Below are 16,571 nucleotides of genomic sequence, written 5' to 3'. Positions count from 1 at the left end.
GCGCCGTGGGCGCGTCTTTGCTTTATCAGATGGAGAGCGCTATGGCTTGGAACGAGCCGGGTGGCAACTCGAACAATCAGGATCCCTGGGGCGGCCGTCGCGGTGGCGGCGGTGGTGGCGACAAGAAGGGTCCGCCGGATCTGGACGAGGCCTTCCGCAAGCTGCAGGACAGCCTGAACGGCATGTTCGGCAGTGGCAAGAAACGTGGCGGCGGTGACCGCAATGTCGGCAAGGGTGGCGGCTATGGTCTGCTGGGCATTGGCCTGGCGGTGCTTGCTGCAATCTGGCTGTACAGCGCCGTGTACGTGGTCGACGAACAGGAGCAGGCCGTGGTGCTGCGCTTCGGCAAGTACTATGAGACGGTCGGTCCCGGCCTGAACATCTACTTCCCGCCAATCGATCGCAAGTACATGGAAAACGTCACGCGCGAGCGTGCCTACACCAAGCAGGGGCAGATGCTCACCGAAGACGAGAACATCGTCGAGGTGCCGCTGACCGTCCAGTACAAGATCAGCAACCTGCAGGACTTCGTGCTTAACGTCGACCAGCCTGAGGTCAGCCTGCAGCATGCGACCGACAGCGCCCTGCGCCACGTGGTGGGTTCCACCTCGATGGACCAGGTGTTGACCGAGGGCCGTGAGCAGATGGCCGTGGATATCCGCGAGCGCCTGCAGCGCTTCCTCGACAACTACCGCACCGGTATCACCGTCACCCAGGTCAACGTACAGAGCGCGGCAGCCCCGCGTGAAGTGCAGGAAGCCTTCGACGACGTGATTCGCGCCCGCGAAGACGAGCAGCGTGCCCGCAACCAGGCCGAGTCCTACGCCAATGGCGTGGTGCCGGAAGCCCGCGGTCAGGCCCAGCGCATCATCGAGGACGCCAACGGTTACCGCGACGAAGTCATCGCCCGCGCCAAGGGTGAGGCTGATCGCTTCACCAAGCTGGTCGCCGAGTACCGCAAGGCCCCTGACGTGACCCGTCAGCGCCTGTACCTGGAGACCATGCAAGAGGTCTACAGCAATACCAGCAAGGTTCTGGTCACGGCCAAGGACGGGCAGAACAACCTGCTCTACCTGCCGCTGGACAAGATGGTCGAAGGCAGCCGCAACGCGTCCGCGCCAAGCACCAGCGTCAGCCCGTCGGTCAACGATGCGGCCGCGCGTGCCGCGCAGGACTTGCAACAGCAACAGCAGCCACTGCGCACTAGGGAGAGCCGCTGATGAGCAACCGATCGCTGATCGCCCTGATCGCCGCCGTGGTTCTGGCCATTGTGGCCTGGAACAGCTTCTACATCGTGTCCCAGACCGAGCGTGCGGTACTGCTGCGCTTCGGTAAGGTGGTCCAGGCGGATGTCCAGCCGGGCCTGCACGTGAAGATTCCGTACGTGAACCAGGTACGCAAGTTCGACGCACGTCTGATGACCCTCGACGCCCCGACCCAGCGGTTCCTGACCCTGGAGAAGAAGGCGGTGATGGTCGACGCCTATGCCAAGTGGCGCGTCAAGGATGCCGAGCGCTTCTACACCGCCACTTCCGGCATGAAGCAGATCGCCGACGAGCGTCTGTCGCGTCGTCTGGAAAGCGGCCTGCGTGACCAGTTCGGTAAGCGCACCCTGCACGAGGTGGTTTCCGGTGAACGTGACGCGCTGATGGCTGACATCACCGCATCGCTGAACCGCATGGCCAGCAAGGAGCTGGGTATCGAGGTGGTCGACGTGCGCGTCAAGGCCATCGACCTGCCGAAGGAAGTCAACCGCAGCGTGTTCGACCGCATGAGCACCGAGCGTGAGCGTGAAGCCCGCGAGCACCGCGCCAAAGGTAACGAGTTGGCCGAAGGTATTCGCGCCGATGCCGACCGTCAGCGCCGTGTACTGCTGGCTGAAGCCTACCGCGAAGCGGAAGAGACTCGCGGTGACGGCGACGCTCAGTCGGCCGCCATCTACGCCAAGGCCTACACCCAGGACGCCGATTTCTATGCGTTCTACCGTAGCCTTCAGGCGTACCGCGACAGCTTCTCGAGCAAGAGCGACGTGCTGGTGCTGGACGCGAAGAACGAGTTCTTCCGCTTCCTGGACAAGAGCAAGCCGTGATGCTCAGGCCCTGATTTTCATGCAGCGCCGCCCCGCCTGGCAGCTAAAACACCAGGCGGGGTGCATCCTGAATGAAAAGGGGTGTATGATGAGGCAGCCGGGAAATTTCCCGGCTTTTTTGCGTCTGCAAGGTTGATTGGCAAATCGCCAGTTGACGGTTTGGTCAGGTCGCAAGGCAATTCGAGGGTATCGGGTACGGTGGCTGCGCTGGGATCAGTGCTGCCCGCTGCTGTGCGCGATACCGGCTTTACTGACGGCTCGCCAGCTGGCAAGCCGCCCGGACCAGAGGGGAAATGGCGTAATGGCAACGGTAGACCGCTGGCTGCTGCCAGATGGCATCGAGGAAGTACTGCCACCTGAGGCTGCGCGCATCGAGATCGCGCGCCGCCAGGTGTTGGACCTGTTCCAGAGTTGGGGCTACGAGCTGGTCGTCACCCCGCATATCGAGTACCTGGAGTCGCTGCTCACCGGCGCCGGCCAGGACCTGGATCAGCGCACCTTCAAGGTTGTCGACCCGCAGTCGGGCCGCCTGATGGGCTTCCGCGCCGACTTCACCCCGCAGGTGGCGCGCATCGACGCCCACACTCTGCGCCGTGAAGGCCCGAGCCGCCTGTGCTACGCCGGCAGCGTGCTGCACGCCCAGCCGCGTGCCCTGTCCACCTCGCGCAGCCCGATTCAGCTGGGTGCCGAGCTGTACGGCGACGCCAGCCCGACCAGCGATGTCGAAGTCATCAGCCTGATGCTCGCCACGCTGCAGCTGACCGACGTTGCCGATGTGCACATGGATCTTGGTCACGTCGGCATCTACCGCGGCCTGGCCCGTGCCGCCGGCCTGTCGGGCGCGGTCGAGCAGCAGCTGTTCGACGCCCTGCAGCGCAAGTCGGTCGATGAAGTGCAGGCACTGACTGCCGACCTGCCGAAGGACCTGGGCAACATGCTGCGCGCCCTGGTCGAACTGTGCGGCGGCCGTGAAGTGCTGGCCGAGGCCCGCGTGCGCCTGGGCCGTGCCCCGGCCAGCGTTCTGGCGGCGCTCGACGACCTGCTGGCGATCGCTGATCGCCTGGCGTCGCGCTTCCCGGACCTGCCGCTGTACTTCGACCTCGGTGAGCTGCGCGGTTACAACTACCACACCGGCGTGGTGTTCGCCGTGTTCGTCCCGGGCGAAGGTCAATCGATCGCCCAGGGCGGCCGCTATGACGACATCGGCGCCGACTTTGGCCGGGCACGCCCGGCCACCGGTTTCTCCACGGATTTGAAGACCCTGGTCACACTGGGGCGAGCGGAGGTCGTATTGCCAACTGGCGGCATCTGGATGCCGGACAGTGGCGACGCGGCCCTCTGGCAGCAGGTCTGCCAGTTGCGCAACGAGGGCCAGCGTGTGGTCCAGGCTCTGCCTGGCCAGCCGTTGAGTGCTGCTCTCGAGGCGGATTGTGATCGGCAATTGATTCAGCAAGACGGGCGCTGGCAGGTTCTGCCGCTGGCCCAGTGAGTTTCTGCGTCGGCAAAGGCCGGCAACCAAGTTTGCGTGAATGAGGACCAATGTAATGGGTAAGAATGTCGTCGTCCTGGGCACCCAGTGGGGTGATGAGGGCAAAGGCAAGATCGTCGATCTGCTGACCGAACATGCTGCCGCCGTAGTGCGCTACCAAGGTGGCCACAACGCGGGCCACACCCTGGTGATCAACGGTGAGAAAACCGTTCTGCACCTGATTCCCTCGGGCATCCTGCGTGAAGGCGTACAGTGCCTGATCGGCAACGGCGTGGTCGTTGCGCCGGACGCCCTGATGCGTGAAATCACCAAGCTGGAAGAGAAGGGCGTACCGGTGCGCGAACGCCTGCGCATCTCCCCGGCGGCGCCGCTGATCCTGTCGTACCACGTGGCCCTGGACCAGGCCCGTGAAAAAGCCCGTGGCGAAGCCAAGATCGGCACCACCGGCCGTGGCATCGGCCCAGCCTACGAAGACAAGGTTGCACGCCGCGGCCTGCGCGTCGGCGACCTGTTCCACCGCGAGCGTTTCGCTGCCAAGCTGGGTGAGCTGCTGGACTACCACAACTTCCAGCTGGTGAACTACTACAAAGAGCCGGCCATCGACTTCCAGCAGACCCTGGACGAGTGCATGGCCTACGCCGAGCAGCTCAAGCCGATGATGCTCGATGTCACCGCCGAGCTGCACAACCTGCGTCGCGCTGGCAAGGACATCATGTTCGAAGGTGCCCAGGGCTCGCTGCTGGACATCGACCACGGTACCTACCCGTACGTCACCAGCTCCAACACCACCGCTGGCGGCATCTCCACCGGTTCCGGCGTTGGCCCGATGTACCTGGACTACATCCTGGGCATCACCAAGGCCTACACCACTCGCGTTGGTTCCGGTCCGTTCCCGACCGAACTGTTCGACGAGACCGGCGCCACCCTGGCCAAGCGTGGTCACGAATTCGGTTCGACCACTGGCCGTGCCCGTCGTTGCGGCTGGTTCGATGCCGTCATCCTGCGTCGCGCCATCGACGTCAACAGCATCTCGGGCATCTGCCTGACCAAGCTGGACGTGCTGGACGGCCTGGAAACCATCAACATCTGCGTTGGCTACAAGAACGAGAACGGTGCCGTCATCGACGCGCCTTCCGATGCCGACAGCTACATCGGCCTGGAGCCGGTGTACGAAGAGATGCCAGGCTGGAGCGAATCGACCCTGGGCGTGAAAACCCTGGAAGAGCTGCCACAAGCTGCGCGTAACTACATCAAGCGCATCGAAGAGCTGGTAGGCGCGCCGATCGACATCATTTCGACCGGCCCGGACCGCAACGAGACCATCGTCCTGCGTCATCCGTTCGCCTGATCTGCCCTCCAGGCTGATCTGACGCCGCGGTCCTGAAAAAGGACCGCGGCGTTTTCATTTGTGGCGCAGGCCTGGCGCATTGCTAGACCTTGGCGTTTATCCCTGCTGTGTACGGCACAACCCTTGCTGTAAGAAGTTTCTGTAGATGCCATCAAAATAGTGGCGCCAGAAAACACGAGGGTTACACCGTGTCTGCCATCCTTTCACTGTTACGAAGCCGCCTCTTGCGGCCTGTGTTTGTTGCCCTTGGTATCGCCCTTTTGGTGCAGGTGCTGGTTGCCGTTGCGCTGACCCGCAGCACCGTGACGGCCTTGGAGGCCGACTTGGGCGAGCGCCTGGGCAAAGACAGCCGCCAGCTCGCCGGCGAGCTGGAGCAGGCCGGCCAGGACGTGCGCGGGGGGCTCGAGAGCCTTTCCAGCAGCACTCGCCAGCGCCTGAGCGCAGGCCTATCCGCGCGGTTGCAGGACGAACAGCAGCAGCTGCGCGCCACCCTGGAGAAAAACCTCAAGGACTCGGCCAACGACATGGCCGAGCTGCTGGCCTCGGTTGCCCCGCGGGCGATCTGGGATAACGATGTGCCGATGCTCTCCGACTTCGCCCGTCGCGCCCAGCGCAACCCCAACGTGCTGTTTGTGATCTATGACGATGCGCAGGGCCAGCACTTGACCCGCTATTTGAACCGGCAGAACCCGATCAACCAGGCTTTGATCGAGAAGGGCCAGGGCGAGCGAGCGCTGGACAAGGTGCTCGAAGCCGCGCGTCGCGATCCTTCGGTGTATTTCGTCGAAGCTTCGATCAACCCCAATGGTGCCGAGATCGGCAAAGTCCTGATGGGTGTTTCCACCGCCGGCGTCGACCAGGAACTCAAAGCCCTCGACCAGCGCTTCAGTGCCCTGATCGCCAGCGGCGAGCAACTGGTTGGCGATAGCTTGGGTGCTGCGGCCGCCGACAGTGGCAAGGCCCTGCGTGAACGCCTGGAAGCCGCGCAGGCCAGCGCTACCGCGATGCAGGCCAATACTGCGCAGACTGTGCGCGATGCGGCTGCCGAGCTGCGTTGGCGGATTGGCCTGGGCCTGGTGGTGGTTGGCCTGGGTGTGCTGCTGGTGGTGGCCGTGGTGCTAGGCCGTCGCGTGCTCAGCAAACTACGCCTGCTGATCGCTGCGCTCAATGACCTGGCTGCAGGCGAAGGCGACCTGACCAAGCGCGTGACCCTCGACAGCCGCGACGAGATCGGCGACATGGCTTCGGCGGTCAACCGCTTCGTCGACAAGCTGCAGCCCATCGTCCGCGAGGCCGGCGAGGTGGCCCAGCGCACCGGCGTCGAGATCGGCACCATGGCCCAGCGCAATGCCGGTGCCGATGCGGCGGCGGCGTTGCAGCGCGACGAAGTGGCCGCCAGTCTGCGCGACCTGTCGAGCATGGCTGACGAGGCCCAGGCTGAAAGCCATGCCATGCAGGCGGCGTTGCAGCAGGTAGTGGACATTCGCCAGGCAACCGACGAGAACAGCCGTTCCTCGACGCAACTGGCGAGCCTGATCGAGAACCTTGCCGGGCAGGTGGAGACCGGCTCGCAGGTGATCGAACGCCTGGCCAAGCAGAGCGAACAGATCGAAGTGGTGCTGACTGTCATCCATGGCATCGCCGAGCAGACCAACCTGCTGGCCCTCAACGCCGCAATCGAAGCCGCACGCGCTGGCGAAACGGGCCGCGGGTTTGCCGTAGTGGCCGATGAAGTACGCGCCCTGGCGAGCAAGACCCAAAGCTCTACCGGCGACATTCAGGCGCACATCGCCGCCCTGCAGAAAGGTGCCAAGGAGGCAGTGGCGACCATCAGCCAGGCCGGGCTCAAGGCCAGCGAAGGGCTGTTGGTGTTGCGTGACAACGAGCGGCGCCAGCAGTCGGTGCAGGCCGCCGTGGAGCAGGTGCACGCGGCCATCGGCCTGGCGACCCGCGCTGCTGAGCAGCAGGCCAGCGGCGCGCAGGCAGTGCGCGGGCGGGTGGAGAACATTCATGCCCAAGCCGAACGCTCGGCCGAAGTGGTGATGCAGACCACCGCCAGCAGCAAGGTGCTGGATGACTTGGCGGCCCAATTGCGCGCCAGTCTTGGGCAGTTCAGGGCTTGATCCTTGCTTCGTTTCTAAAAAACGGCGCGATCCTATGGGAGCCGCGCTTGCCGGCGATGGGCCGCTAAGCGGCCCCATGATTTCAAGGTTGCTGCATAAATTGCCGGGGCCGCTTCGCGCCCCATCGCCGGCAAGCGCGGCTCCCACAAGGATCGCGCCAGCTTGAACAAATCAAGCAAGAAAGAATCTCCCGCAGCGAGTCATGTTGCTAAGCTGTCAGCGTCACATGACAAAGGGAGTTGCTCATGTCCACCCAGCTGGTCGCCGCCCAGGCCGACCTCGATTTTCTCCATAGTGCCAGCGTACAGCTCACTGCCCCGATGAGCGCCCTGCAAGCCTACTGCGCCATGACCTCGGATGTGCCAGGCTGGCTGGCCAGGGCCTTCCGCATTCGTGACTTCATCTCGCGTCGTTTCAATGTCGCCGATATCCATGGCTTCTCTCCCCGCGATCCAGGGCATGTGCCGGCTGTAGGTGAGTATCTGGACTTCTTCACCGTCGAGGCCATCAGCGATCTGCAACTGGTGCTGACTTCGCGTGATACGCACCTGGCGGTGATGGTCTGTATGGAGGTGGATGGGCTGCGCTTGAAAGTGACCACGTCGGTGCGGTGTTTCAACGCCTTTGGCCGGCTATACATGCTGCCGGTTGGCCAGGTGCATGGCTTCATCGTGCGTCGGATGCTGGCGAATTTGTAGGCAGCGCTGAATGTGAGGGTGAAACATTCATTTACTTGATCAAGCCTGCATCTTCGTCAAAATTGTAGGAAATTTCCCAAATAGGTCCCGCTAGAATGTTTTCTGTTGCAGCGCTAGACACAGGGAGCTAGTGTCGATCGGGCCTGAAGGCACTCGGCAAACTTCGCCGCTTTCTTCAGGAACAACCTCAGGACGGCGATGTCGGGGCATCGTCGTTATCAGCCCAATCTTTACCAAGGAGAGGTAAACATGGCTTTCGATGCTTATATTCAAATCGCGGAAATCACTGGCGAAGCGCTGGACGAGCAGTACGCCAACTGGATCGAAATCATCGGCTACAAGTTCGGTGCAAACCAGAGTACCTCTGCCACCGCAAGCTCAGCGGGCGGCGCATCATCAGGCCGCACCACGCTCACCAACTTTACCTTCACCAAATACCTGGACAGTGCTAGCTGCAAGCTGCTGGAGGCTAGCTGTGCCGGGCAGCACCTGAAGGAGGTGAAGCTCGTGCTGTGTCGTGCTGGTGGCGATAAGCTCAAGTACTACGAAGTCGTCCTCGAGGAAGTGATCATCGCCGACTATGCCCAGAGCGCCAGCGCTGGGGTGCCAGTGGAAGTCGTGCAGCTTAACTACGGGCGCATCAAGACGACCTACACGCGGCAGAAACGCCTTGACGGCAGTGCCGGCGGCAACGTCACGGGTGGTTGGGACCGCATCAACAACAAGAAGTATGCGTGAGGTACGACCATGTCCGAGGCGCGCAGCTTCATTAATCCGCAAGCGCAGTCGTATGAGTCGCTGAAGGCCGATACGCCCATGAACGCGAATCAGCGGGCCAAGTTTGATGTGTTGAATGCGCATGTCGTCAACACTGTTGTTTTCCCTGGGGAGCTGATAATCATGGGTGACCCAAGCACGCCGTCCTGTACTGCTCATGAGGCATTTCTCATGGGTAAGGCGTTAGGTATACACCTCGACATCGAATTGAGCGGCGGTGGCTTTGACGGGTTCCTTCTGGAGAATTTTGAGTTGCTGCAGAGCTTGCTGTCTCGTGCTTCCATCGGCGCTGGTACAGCTAGTGACGCTTGGAGCAAGCATCTTGAAGCTATCAAGAAAACGTTAGAGGAAATAGAACAGCTACACCGGAATTACTTGCATCAAGGCACGTTGAAAGCTCGTAATGAATTCTACTCGAAGCGTACAGCGCTGTTTTTGAAGTTGGAGGCGCAGCTAGATAGTATGGCTGCGTATGGGTCAGGGTTACGCAATCGGGGCAAAATCAAGCATGCGCTGGATATATCTACCAAAAGATTTCTTCACGGTGGTGAGATTAAAGGCTATGCAGCAAAAATATCTGGCGTGGCTAAGGCGGCTAATTGGGTAAAAAAAGGTACATATTTAGGCATGGCACTTGATGTGGCGTCAACCGAACTGTCAATTCGTAACGCGTGCGTGCTTGGGCGGGAGGAGGAGTGTAGAGAGGCCAACTATGTGGAGAGGAGTTCGCTCGTTGGTGGCTTGGGGCTGGGAGGAGTTGGTGGATATGTCGGGGGAGTCTTGGGGCCAATCGCATGTGTTGCTGTAGGTATACCCACCGGTGGAACGGCAACTTTCGCATGTGCGGTATTGGGGGGAGCGGCTGGAGGTATTGCTGGTGGTGGGTTTGGTGAGACTTTGGGAGAAAGAGTGGGGGAGATTTTGTATGAGGCAGTGCGATGAGTAACTTGCACCTCGCAGTGCTTGGTGTGTTTGTAATTATTTCGCCTTTTCTGATGTTTGGTGTGTGGATATTCGTTGCGCATCGATATCTGGATCGTATCGAATCAATCCTGTCAAATAGCCGAATGGTGGCTGTGAACAGAGAAATATATTCTCATGCTGGGCTGCTAGGGAAAGTCATGCGGCTAGGGTCAATTTCCGCAATGCTATCTATGAAATATTTTAGCGTTCGGAAGGGGCTATTGGATAGCAATGATATTGCAAAGGCACCCGCCGACCTGCAGAGGCTGTTAGTGCGTTTGTGGGCTGTACAAATTTTGCTGATTGCACTGATTGTTCTGTTTTTTGTTTGGATAGAGTACTTGCGGTGAGCTCGTGTGTGTCGTTCGAAAGTCCAGGCTGCTCGCCAGCCTGGATTTGGTCTCAAGCCTTGTTCAAATACATCCGCGTAGTCAGCAAATACACCGGCAACCCCGACACCACAATCAACAGCGCCGCATAAGGCGCCGCCGCTGCAAACTCGACGTTGGCGGTATGCGCCCAGACCTCGGTGGCCAGAGTGGTCATGCCCGTCGGGCTGAGCAGCAGGGTAGCGGTCAGCTCCTTCATGGCATCAAGGAACACCAGCGCAAACGCCGCCGCCAGCGCCGGGAAGATGATCGGCAGGGTCACCCGGCAGAACGCCGCAAAACTGCTGGCGCCCAAGGTGCGGGCTGCTTCTTCGAGTGTCGGCGAGGCCTTGTTCAACGCGGTACGCACCGGCGCCTGGGCCAGCGGCAGGAACAGCAGCGCATAGGCCAGCAGCAACAGTGCGGTGGTCTGGTACAGCGCCGGCACGTAGTGCAGCGAGAACACCACCAGCGTCAGCGCGATCACCAGGCCGGGCAGGGCGTGCAACAGGTACGGCAGGCGCTCGGCCCAGATCGCCAGGCGGCCTTTGTAGCGCACCACCAGGAAGCTGACCGGCAGGGCCAGCAGCACGCAGAAACCTGCGCCACCCAGCGACACCGACAGCGAAGTCAGCAATGCTTTACTGATCGCCGCCACCGGGAAGGCCGCCGACGAACCCACGCTCAGCCAGTAACCCAGCATCGCCAGCGGAATGCCGCTGCCGAGAATCGCCAGGCCCAGGCAGAACAGCTGCGCCAACGGCATCCAGCCACGCAGGCGCACCGGCTGGCCGCGACGCGCCACGCCCTGGCCGATACGCACATGGCGAGCCTTGCCGCGCACGCGCAGTTCCAGCCACAGCATCAGCAGGCACAGCGCCAGCAGCACGGCCGAGAGCATCGCCGCGTTGGCGTTGCTGAACTCCAGTTCGAATTGCTGGTAGATCGCCGTGGTGAAGGTCTGCAGGCCGAGGATCGACAGCGCGCCGAACTCGACCAGCATGTGCAGGGCGATCAGCAGTGCGCCGCCCAGCATCGACGGCCACAGCAGCGGCAGGGTGATCTTGCGGAAGACGCCCCAGCGGCTGTAACCCAGGGTGCGTGCCGACTCTTCAAGTGAGGTGTCGAGGTTGCGCAGAGTCGCCGCCACCGGCAGGAACACCAGTGGGTACTTGGACAGTGCCATGACCAGGATCGCCCCGCCGAGGCCTTCGAAGTCCGAGCTCAGTGACACCCAGGTGAAGCTGCTGACGAATGACGGCACCGCGAACGGCAGGCACAGCACCACGCCCCATAGCCGGCGGCCGGGCAGGTTGCTGCGCTCGAGCAGCCAGGCCAGGGCCAGGCCGACCACCATGCATGCCAGCGTCACCCCGGCCATCAGCATCAGGGTGTTCTTCATCAACCCCCAGACGAACGGGCGCCAGAGCAGGTGCAGGGCTTCGCGCCAGCCAGCCTCCCAGGCTTTCATGGCGACGTACAGCAGCGGCAGCAAGCTCATCGCCACCAGGAACAGCACAGGCAGCAGCACCCAGATCGAGGGGCGCTTGCGGCGCGGCACGAAACGTACCTGCGCCGGCTCGGACAGGGCGGCGGTCATCAGAGCAGGCCGACCTCGCGTTCAAGCTCCAGCGCTTCCTCGGCATTGCCCAGGTCGGCTGGCGAGATCTTCGGCGGGCGCAAGTCTTCGAACGGCTTCAGGCCACGGTCGGAGACCATGCCCTTGTGCAGCGGGTATTCGGCGGTGGTCTGGGTGATCACGCGCTGGCCTTCTTCGCTGGCCATCCAGTTGAGCAGGGCCTGGGATTCTTTCGGGTGCTTGCTGGCCTTGACCACGGCGGCGCCGGAGATGGTGACCAGATTGCCGGCATCGCCATCGGCCAGGTAATAGAGCTTGGTGTCGAGCTTGCCGCGCTCACGCTGCAGCGCATACCAGTAGTAGTTGTTCACCAGTACCGCAGCGACTTCACCTTTTTCCACGGCCTTGAGGGCGACCATGTTGTTGGTGTAGGTCTTGCCGAAGGCCTTCAGGCCGGTCAGCCATTCTTCGGTGGCTTCACGCCCGTGCATCTTCAGGATGGCCACGGCCTGTTCCTGGAAGGCGCCGCTGGTCGGTACATAGCCGACGCGCCCTTCCCACTCCGGGTTGGCGAAATCCATGACCGTGGTCGGCAGATCTTTCTCGTCGACCTTCTTCGGGTTGAACACCACGATGCGGGTGCGGGCGGTGATGCCCATCCAGGTACCGTTGGCGCCTACGTACTCCGGGGGCACCATGCTCGCGGTGGCATCGTCGATCTTCGCCAGCAGACCCAGCTCACCCAGGTTGTTCAGCGGTGGAGACTCTTCGGTATAGATGATGTCGGCTGGCGAGCGGTCGCCTTCCTCGATGATCTGGCTGGCCAGCTGGTTGCTGCTGCCCTTGCGGATATTGATGTGGATACCGGTCTTGGCCTCGTAGGCCTTGGCGATGGCTTCGCCGATTTCCTTGTGCTGGCCGTTGTACATGGTCAGCGTGACCGGTTCGTCTGCCAGGGCGGCCGGAGCGCCGATCACCAGGCTCAGAACTGCGGCAGCCAGGGTGCGCATCAGCGGTTGCGGGCGGATCGTCATGCGGGTACTTCCTCGCTTACGGCTACATATTCGGAAACAATGGTAAACGAAATCGTTTCTCAAGTGGCCGGGTGACGAGAAATTCATCGGCAGACAAACGTGTAATGCCGGGGCTGCGAGGGGAGTAGGGAGGGGGATACAAAAAACGCAGGCAAGAAAAAACCCACTAGCAAGCTAGTGGGTTTTTGTATGGTGCCCAGGAGAAGACTCGAACTTCCACGACCTTGCGGTCACTGATACCTGAAACCAGCGCGTCTACCAATTCCGCCACCTGGGCAAAGCTTTACATCATCTGGAGAAGGCGACTATCGTTCGCTTTCACACAGTAGTAACAGATCCTTGGTCATCTGTTACTTGAAAATATTTGGTGCCCAGGAGAAGACTCGAACTTCCACGACCTTGCGGTCACTGATACCTGAAACCAGCGCGTCTACCAATTCCGCCACCTGGGCACACATTCGAGATAAAAGATGCTTTACAGCGCCGCTCATCTCTACTACAACTTCGGGCTTGTCCGTCGTTGTGGTGCGCACTATACGGACGGTCCGGAGGGCTGTAAACCCCCCAAGCGAAAAAAATTTCAAAAAATTCAACTTGTTGATTCCGAAGGCCTATTGCCCCTCTCTATACACAGCAGCGGGGGCTGTCCAAGGCTGACATTTCCGGTTTCAATACGCACATGCCAGAATTCCTATCTATATACCCCAAGGTGAACCCCTTCTGATGGCCGATTGGCAATCCCTCGATCCCGAGGCCGCTCGCGAAGCGGAAAAATACGACAACCCCATTCCCAGCCGTGAGCTGATCCTGCAGCGCCTCGCCGACCGTGGCGAACCGGCCGCGCGCGAGGAGCTGGCGGCAGAGTTCGGTCTCTATGAAGAAGACCAGATCGAAGCCCTGCGTCGCCGCCTGCGGGCCATGGAGCGTGACGGCCAGCTTATCTATACCCGGCGCGGCACTTATGCCCCGGTAGACAAACTGGACCTGATCTGTGGCCGTGTCTCCGGCCACCGTGACGGCTTTGGCTTCCTTATCCCCGATGACGGCAGCGACGACCTGTTCCTCAGCCCGTCGCAGATGCGCCTGGTGTTCGACGGCGACCGCGGCCTGGCCCGCGTCTCGGGCGTCGACCGCCGTGGCCGTCGCGAAGGCGTGCTGGTCGAAGTCATCTCCCGCGCCCATGAAAGCGTGGTCGGCCGCTACTTCGAAGAAGGCGGCATCGGCTACGTGACCCCGGATAACCCGAAGATCCAGCAGGAAGTGCTGGTGACCGCCGGGCGTAACGGTGGTGCCAAGATCGGCCAGTTCGTCGAGATCAAGATCACCCACTGGCCTACCCCGCGCTTCCAGCCGCAGGGCGATGTGGTCGAGGTGATCGGCAACTACATGGCGCCGGGCATGGAAATCGACGTTGCCCTGCGCAGCTACGACATTCCCCATGTCTGGCCCAACGATGTGGTCAAGGAGGCGCGCAAGTTCCGCTCCGAAGTCGAAGAGAAGGACAAAGAGAAGCGCATCGACCTGCGTCACCTGCCGTTCGTCACCATCGACGGCGAGGATGCCCGCGACTTCGATGACGCCGTCTACTGCGAACCGCTGGGCAAGCTGCGCATGTTCTCTGGCGGCTGGCGCCTGTATGTGGCCATCGCCGACGTCTCCAGCTACGTACGCCTGGGCTCGGCCCTGGACAACGAAGCCCAGCAGCGCGGCAACTCGGTGTACTTCCCCGAGCGCGTGGTGCCGATGCTCCCCGAAGAGCTGTCCAACGGCCTGTGCTCGCTGAACCCGCATGTCGATCGCCTGGCCATGGTCTGTGAAATGACCATGAACAAAGCCGGCCAGATGGTCGACTATCAGTTCTACGAAGGCGTTATCCACTCCCACGCCCGCCTGACCTACAACAAGGTCAGCAGCATGCTCGAACATGCCCGTACCCGTGAGGGCAAGGCGCTGCGCGAGGAGTACAAGGAGGTCCTGCCGGACCTGAAGAACCTGTACAACCTGTACAAGGTGCTGCTGGATGCCCGTCACGCCCGGGGTGCCATCGACTTCGAGACCCAGGAAACCCGCATCATCTTCGGTGACGAGCGCAAGATCGCGGAAATCCGCCCGACCGTGCGCAACGATGCCCACAAGCTGATCGAAGAATGCATGCTGGCGGCCAACGTCGCTACCGCTGCGTTCCTGCAGAAGCACGAAGTGCCAGCCCTGTATCGCGTGCACGACGGCCCGCCGCCGGAGCGCCTGGAAAAACTGCGTGCCTTCCTCGGCGAGCTGGGCCTGAGCCTGCACAAGGGCAAGGACCCGTCGCCGAAGGACTACCAGGCCCTGCTGGCGAGCATCGCCGGGCGCCCGGACTTCCACCTGATCCAGACCGTGATGCTGCGCTCGCTGAGCCAGGCGGTGTACAGCACCGACAACAACGGCCACTTCGGCTTGAACTACGAGGCGTACACCCACTTCACCTCGCCGATCCGCCGTTACCCGGACCTGCTGGTGCACCGCGCCATCCGCAGCATCATCCGTTCCAAGGTCGACACCCCGCACGTCAAACGTGCTGGCGCCATGAGCATCCCCAAGGCGCGTATCTACCCGTACGACGTGAACGCCCTCGACCAGCTCGGCGAGCAGTGCTCGATGACCGAGCGCCGCGCCGACGAAGCCACCCGTGACGTAGTCAACTGGCTCAAGTGCGAGTTCATGAAGGATCGCGTGGGCGAAACCTTCCCGGGTGTGATCACCGCGGTCACGGGTTTCGGCCTGTTCGTCGAACTGACCGACATCTATGTGGAAGGCCTGGTGCACGTCAGTGCGCTGCCGGGCGATTACTACCACTTCGACCCGGTGCACCACCGCCTGTCGGGCGAGCGTACCGGACGCAGCTTCCGCCTGGGCGACACCATCGAGGTCAAGGTCATGCGCGTCGACCTCGACGAGCGCAAGATCGACTTCGAAGTCTCCGAGCAGCAGCTCAATGCGCCGATTGGCCGCAAGGGGCGTGGTGCTGCCGCGCCAGCTGCCGAGAAGTCCGAAAAGTCCGAGCCAGCGGTCGAAGCCAAGGCCACGCCTAAGCCGCGCAGCCGCAAGAGCGAGACTGCCGAGGCGTACTTCCCGAAAGACGCCGTGCAGCGCAACGCCGAAGTGCGCAAGAGCCGTGAAATGAAAAAGGCGCTGATGAGCGAGGCGCGCACCAGCGGCCACGCCAGCAGCAAGTCGGACAAGGGCGGCAAACCGTCCGGCAAGCCGACCAAGCACCGTAAAGGCCCGCCGAAATCCGGCGCGCCACGCAAGAGCAAGAACAAGTCATGAGTCAGCTGGAAAAGATCTACGGCGTGCACGCCGTGCAGGCACTGCTGCAGCACCATCCGAAGCGGGTCAAGCAGATCTGGCTGTCGGAAGGGCGCAGCGAGCCGCGCATCCAGGCGCTGCTGGAGCTGGCCGCAGAAAACCGCGTGCCGGTCGGCCAGGCCGAGCGCCGTGAGCTGGATGCCTGGGTCGAAGGCGTGCACCAGGGCGTGGTTGCCGAGGTGAGCCCGAGCCAGGTGTGGGGCGAGTTGATGCTCGAGGAGCTGCTCGAGCGCAGTGAAACCCCACCGCTGATCCTGGTGCTGGATGGCGTGACCGACCCGCACAACCTTGGCGCTTGCCTGCGCACCGCCGATGCGGCCGGCGCCACGGCGGTGATCGTGCCCAAGGACAAGTCGGCCACCCTGACGCCGGTAGTGCGCAAGGTGGCCTGCGGTGCGGCGGAGGTGATTCCGCTGGTCGCCGTGACCAACCTGGCGCGCACGCTGGAGAAACTGCAGCAGCGTGGCCTGTGGGTGGTGGGTACCGCTGGCGAGGCTGAGCAGGAGATCTACCAGCAGGACCTGACCGGCCCGCTGGTGATGATCATGGGCGCGGAAGGCAAGGGCATGCGCCGGCTGACCCGCGAGCATTGCGACTTCCTGGTGAAGTTGCCGATGAGCGGTAGCGTGAGCAGCCTGAACGTGTCGGTGGCGACGGGCGTCTGCCTGTTCGAGGCCGTGCGCCAGCGTCAGGCCAAGCGCTGATGGCATAAACCTGTTCCGGCCTCTTCGTGGGCTTGCCCGCGAAGAGGCCAG

General features: G+C 62.1%; 13 protein-coding genes, 2 tRNA genes and 1 pseudogene. 12 read left to right on the top strand and 4 right to left on the bottom strand.

Translation table 11 applies throughout. The features are described from left to right. Positions 1 to 41 precede the first annotated feature (41 nt). The 10 genes and pseudogenes from hflK (at position 42) to C2H86_RS09275 (ending at position 9,837) form a co-directional block, all read left to right on the top strand. On the top strand, positions 42 to 1,220 hold the full coding sequence (hflK, locus tag C2H86_RS09315; RefSeq protein WP_152958517.1) for an FtsH protease activity modulator HflK: 1,179 nt from the start codon (positions 42 to 44) through the stop codon (positions 1,218 to 1,220). Further along, entirely contained in the window at positions 1,220 to 2,089 is an 870-nt protein-coding gene (hflC, locus tag C2H86_RS09310) for a protease modulator HflC (RefSeq protein WP_103445892.1), read from the top strand. The genes hflK and hflC overlap by 1 nt, the downstream gene beginning before the upstream one ends. A 301-nt stretch (positions 2,090 to 2,390) precedes the next feature. Next, the gene (locus C2H86_RS09305; RefSeq protein WP_110633498.1) at positions 2,391 to 3,578 is read left to right on the top strand and encodes an ATP phosphoribosyltransferase regulatory subunit; all 1,188 of its coding nucleotides are present in this window, start codon (positions 2,391 to 2,393) and stop codon (positions 3,576 to 3,578) included. Positions 3,579 to 3,633: 55 nt separating this feature from the next. Beyond that, the gene (locus C2H86_RS09300) at positions 3,634 to 4,926 is read left to right on the top strand and encodes an adenylosuccinate synthase (protein WP_028688256.1); all 1,293 of its coding nucleotides are present in this window, start codon (positions 3,634 to 3,636) and stop codon (positions 4,924 to 4,926) included. A 524-nt stretch (positions 4,927 to 5,450) separates the two neighbouring features. Next, positions 5,451 to 6,143 (top strand): annotated as a pseudogene (locus C2H86_RS28655) (methyl-accepting chemotaxis protein); the annotation flags it as partial. A 21-nt stretch (positions 6,144 to 6,164) separates the two neighbouring features. Further along, on the top strand, positions 6,165 to 7,049 hold the full coding sequence (locus C2H86_RS28650) for a methyl-accepting chemotaxis protein (protein ID WP_371263275.1): 885 nt from the start codon (positions 6,165 to 6,167) through the stop codon (positions 7,047 to 7,049). Between the two features lie 245 nt (positions 7,050 to 7,294). Then, on the top strand, positions 7,295 to 7,747 hold the full coding sequence (locus C2H86_RS09290) for a DUF2867 domain-containing protein (RefSeq protein WP_159412321.1): 453 nt from the start codon (positions 7,295 to 7,297) through the stop codon (positions 7,745 to 7,747). 249 nt (positions 7,748 to 7,996) lie between these two features. After that, entirely contained in the window at positions 7,997 to 8,485 is a 489-nt protein-coding gene (locus C2H86_RS09285) for an Hcp family type VI secretion system effector (protein ID WP_159412320.1), read from the top strand. Positions 8,486 to 8,494: 9 nt separating this feature from the next. Further along, positions 8,495 to 9,466 (top strand): hypothetical protein, encoded by a 972-nt coding sequence (locus C2H86_RS09280; RefSeq protein WP_159412319.1) that lies wholly within the window; start codon positions 8,495 to 8,497, stop codon positions 9,464 to 9,466. Beyond that, positions 9,463 to 9,837, top strand: a complete 375-nt coding sequence (locus tag C2H86_RS09275) for a hypothetical protein (RefSeq protein WP_159412318.1) — start codon at positions 9,463 to 9,465, stop codon at positions 9,835 to 9,837. The genes C2H86_RS09280 and C2H86_RS09275 overlap by 4 nt, the downstream gene beginning before the upstream one ends. A gap of 52 nt (positions 9,838 to 9,889) precedes the next feature. Here the strand turns inward: C2H86_RS09275 and C2H86_RS09270 are convergent, their stop codons facing one another. From C2H86_RS09270 to C2H86_RS09255, 4 genes are all read right to left on the bottom strand, one after another. Next, positions 9,890 to 11,455, bottom strand: a complete 1,566-nt coding sequence (locus tag C2H86_RS09270; protein WP_110633513.1) for an ABC transporter permease — start codon at positions 11,453 to 11,455, stop codon at positions 9,890 to 9,892. Next, a complete protein-coding gene (locus C2H86_RS09265) occupies positions 11,455 to 12,468 on the bottom strand; it encodes an extracellular solute-binding protein (protein WP_159412317.1) in 1,014 nt (337 codons plus the stop codon). Before C2H86_RS09265 ends, C2H86_RS09270 begins: the two co-directional genes overlap by 1 nt. Before the next feature lie 190 nt (positions 12,469 to 12,658). Then, positions 12,659 to 12,745: transfer RNA gene (locus C2H86_RS09260), tRNA-Leu, on the bottom strand. Between the two features lie 88 nt (positions 12,746 to 12,833). Next, a tRNA-Leu gene (locus C2H86_RS09255) sits at positions 12,834 to 12,920 on the bottom strand. 271 nt (positions 12,921 to 13,191) lie between these two features. Between C2H86_RS09255 and rnr the strand changes: the two genes are divergently transcribed. Together rnr and rlmB are read left to right on the top strand one after the other, a co-directional pair. Next, the gene (gene rnr / locus C2H86_RS09250; protein WP_159412316.1) at positions 13,192 to 15,777 is read left to right on the top strand and encodes a ribonuclease R; all 2,586 of its coding nucleotides are present in this window, start codon (positions 13,192 to 13,194) and stop codon (positions 15,775 to 15,777) included. Further along, entirely contained in the window at positions 15,774 to 16,520 is a 747-nt protein-coding gene (rlmB, locus tag C2H86_RS09245; protein WP_027920757.1) for a 23S rRNA (guanosine(2251)-2'-O)-methyltransferase RlmB, read from the top strand. Before rnr ends, rlmB begins: the two co-directional genes overlap by 4 nt. Positions 16,521 to 16,571: the final 51 nt, after the last annotated feature.

Source organism: Pseudomonas putida (genome assembly GCF_009883635.2).
GTDB lineage: Bacteria > Pseudomonadota > Gammaproteobacteria > Pseudomonadales > Pseudomonadaceae > Aquipseudomonas > Aquipseudomonas putida_W.
Note: the sequence above shows the minus strand (reverse complement) of the source record. Positions and strands in the feature narration are given on the sequence as shown.

Excerpts from the sequence above, each read along its gene's own strand:
- C2H86_RS09265 (WP_159412317.1), bottom strand. The coding sequence starts at position 12,468 with ATGACGATCCGCCCGCAACCGCTGATGCGCACCCTGGCTGCCGCAGTT.
- C2H86_RS09305 (WP_110633498.1), top strand. The coding sequence starts at position 2,391 with ATGGCAACGGTAGACCGCTGGCTGCTGCCAGATGGCATCGAGGAAGTA.
- C2H86_RS09300 (WP_028688256.1), top strand. The coding sequence starts at position 3,634 with ATGGGTAAGAATGTCGTCGTCCTGGGCACCCAGTGGGGTGATGAGGGC.
- C2H86_RS09275 (WP_159412318.1), top strand. The coding sequence starts at position 9,463 with ATGAGTAACTTGCACCTCGCAGTGCTTGGTGTGTTTGTAATTATTTCG.
- rlmB (WP_027920757.1), top strand. The coding sequence starts at position 15,774 with ATGAGTCAGCTGGAAAAGATCTACGGCGTGCACGCCGTGCAGGCACTG.
- hflK (WP_152958517.1), top strand. The coding sequence starts at position 42 with ATGGCTTGGAACGAGCCGGGTGGCAACTCGAACAATCAGGATCCCTGG.
- hflC (WP_103445892.1), top strand. The coding sequence starts at position 1,220 with ATGAGCAACCGATCGCTGATCGCCCTGATCGCCGCCGTGGTTCTGGCC.
- C2H86_RS09270 (WP_110633513.1), bottom strand. The coding sequence starts at position 11,455 with ATGACCGCCGCCCTGTCCGAGCCGGCGCAGGTACGTTTCGTGCCGCGC.
- C2H86_RS28650 (WP_371263275.1), top strand. The coding sequence starts at position 6,165 with ATGGCTTCGGCGGTCAACCGCTTCGTCGACAAGCTGCAGCCCATCGTC.
- C2H86_RS09280 (WP_159412319.1), top strand. The coding sequence starts at position 8,495 with ATGTCCGAGGCGCGCAGCTTCATTAATCCGCAAGCGCAGTCGTATGAG.
- rnr (WP_159412316.1), top strand. The coding sequence starts at position 13,192 with ATGGCCGATTGGCAATCCCTCGATCCCGAGGCCGCTCGCGAAGCGGAA.
- C2H86_RS09290 (WP_159412321.1), top strand. The coding sequence starts at position 7,295 with ATGTCCACCCAGCTGGTCGCCGCCCAGGCCGACCTCGATTTTCTCCAT.
- C2H86_RS09285 (WP_159412320.1), top strand. The coding sequence starts at position 7,997 with ATGGCTTTCGATGCTTATATTCAAATCGCGGAAATCACTGGCGAAGCG.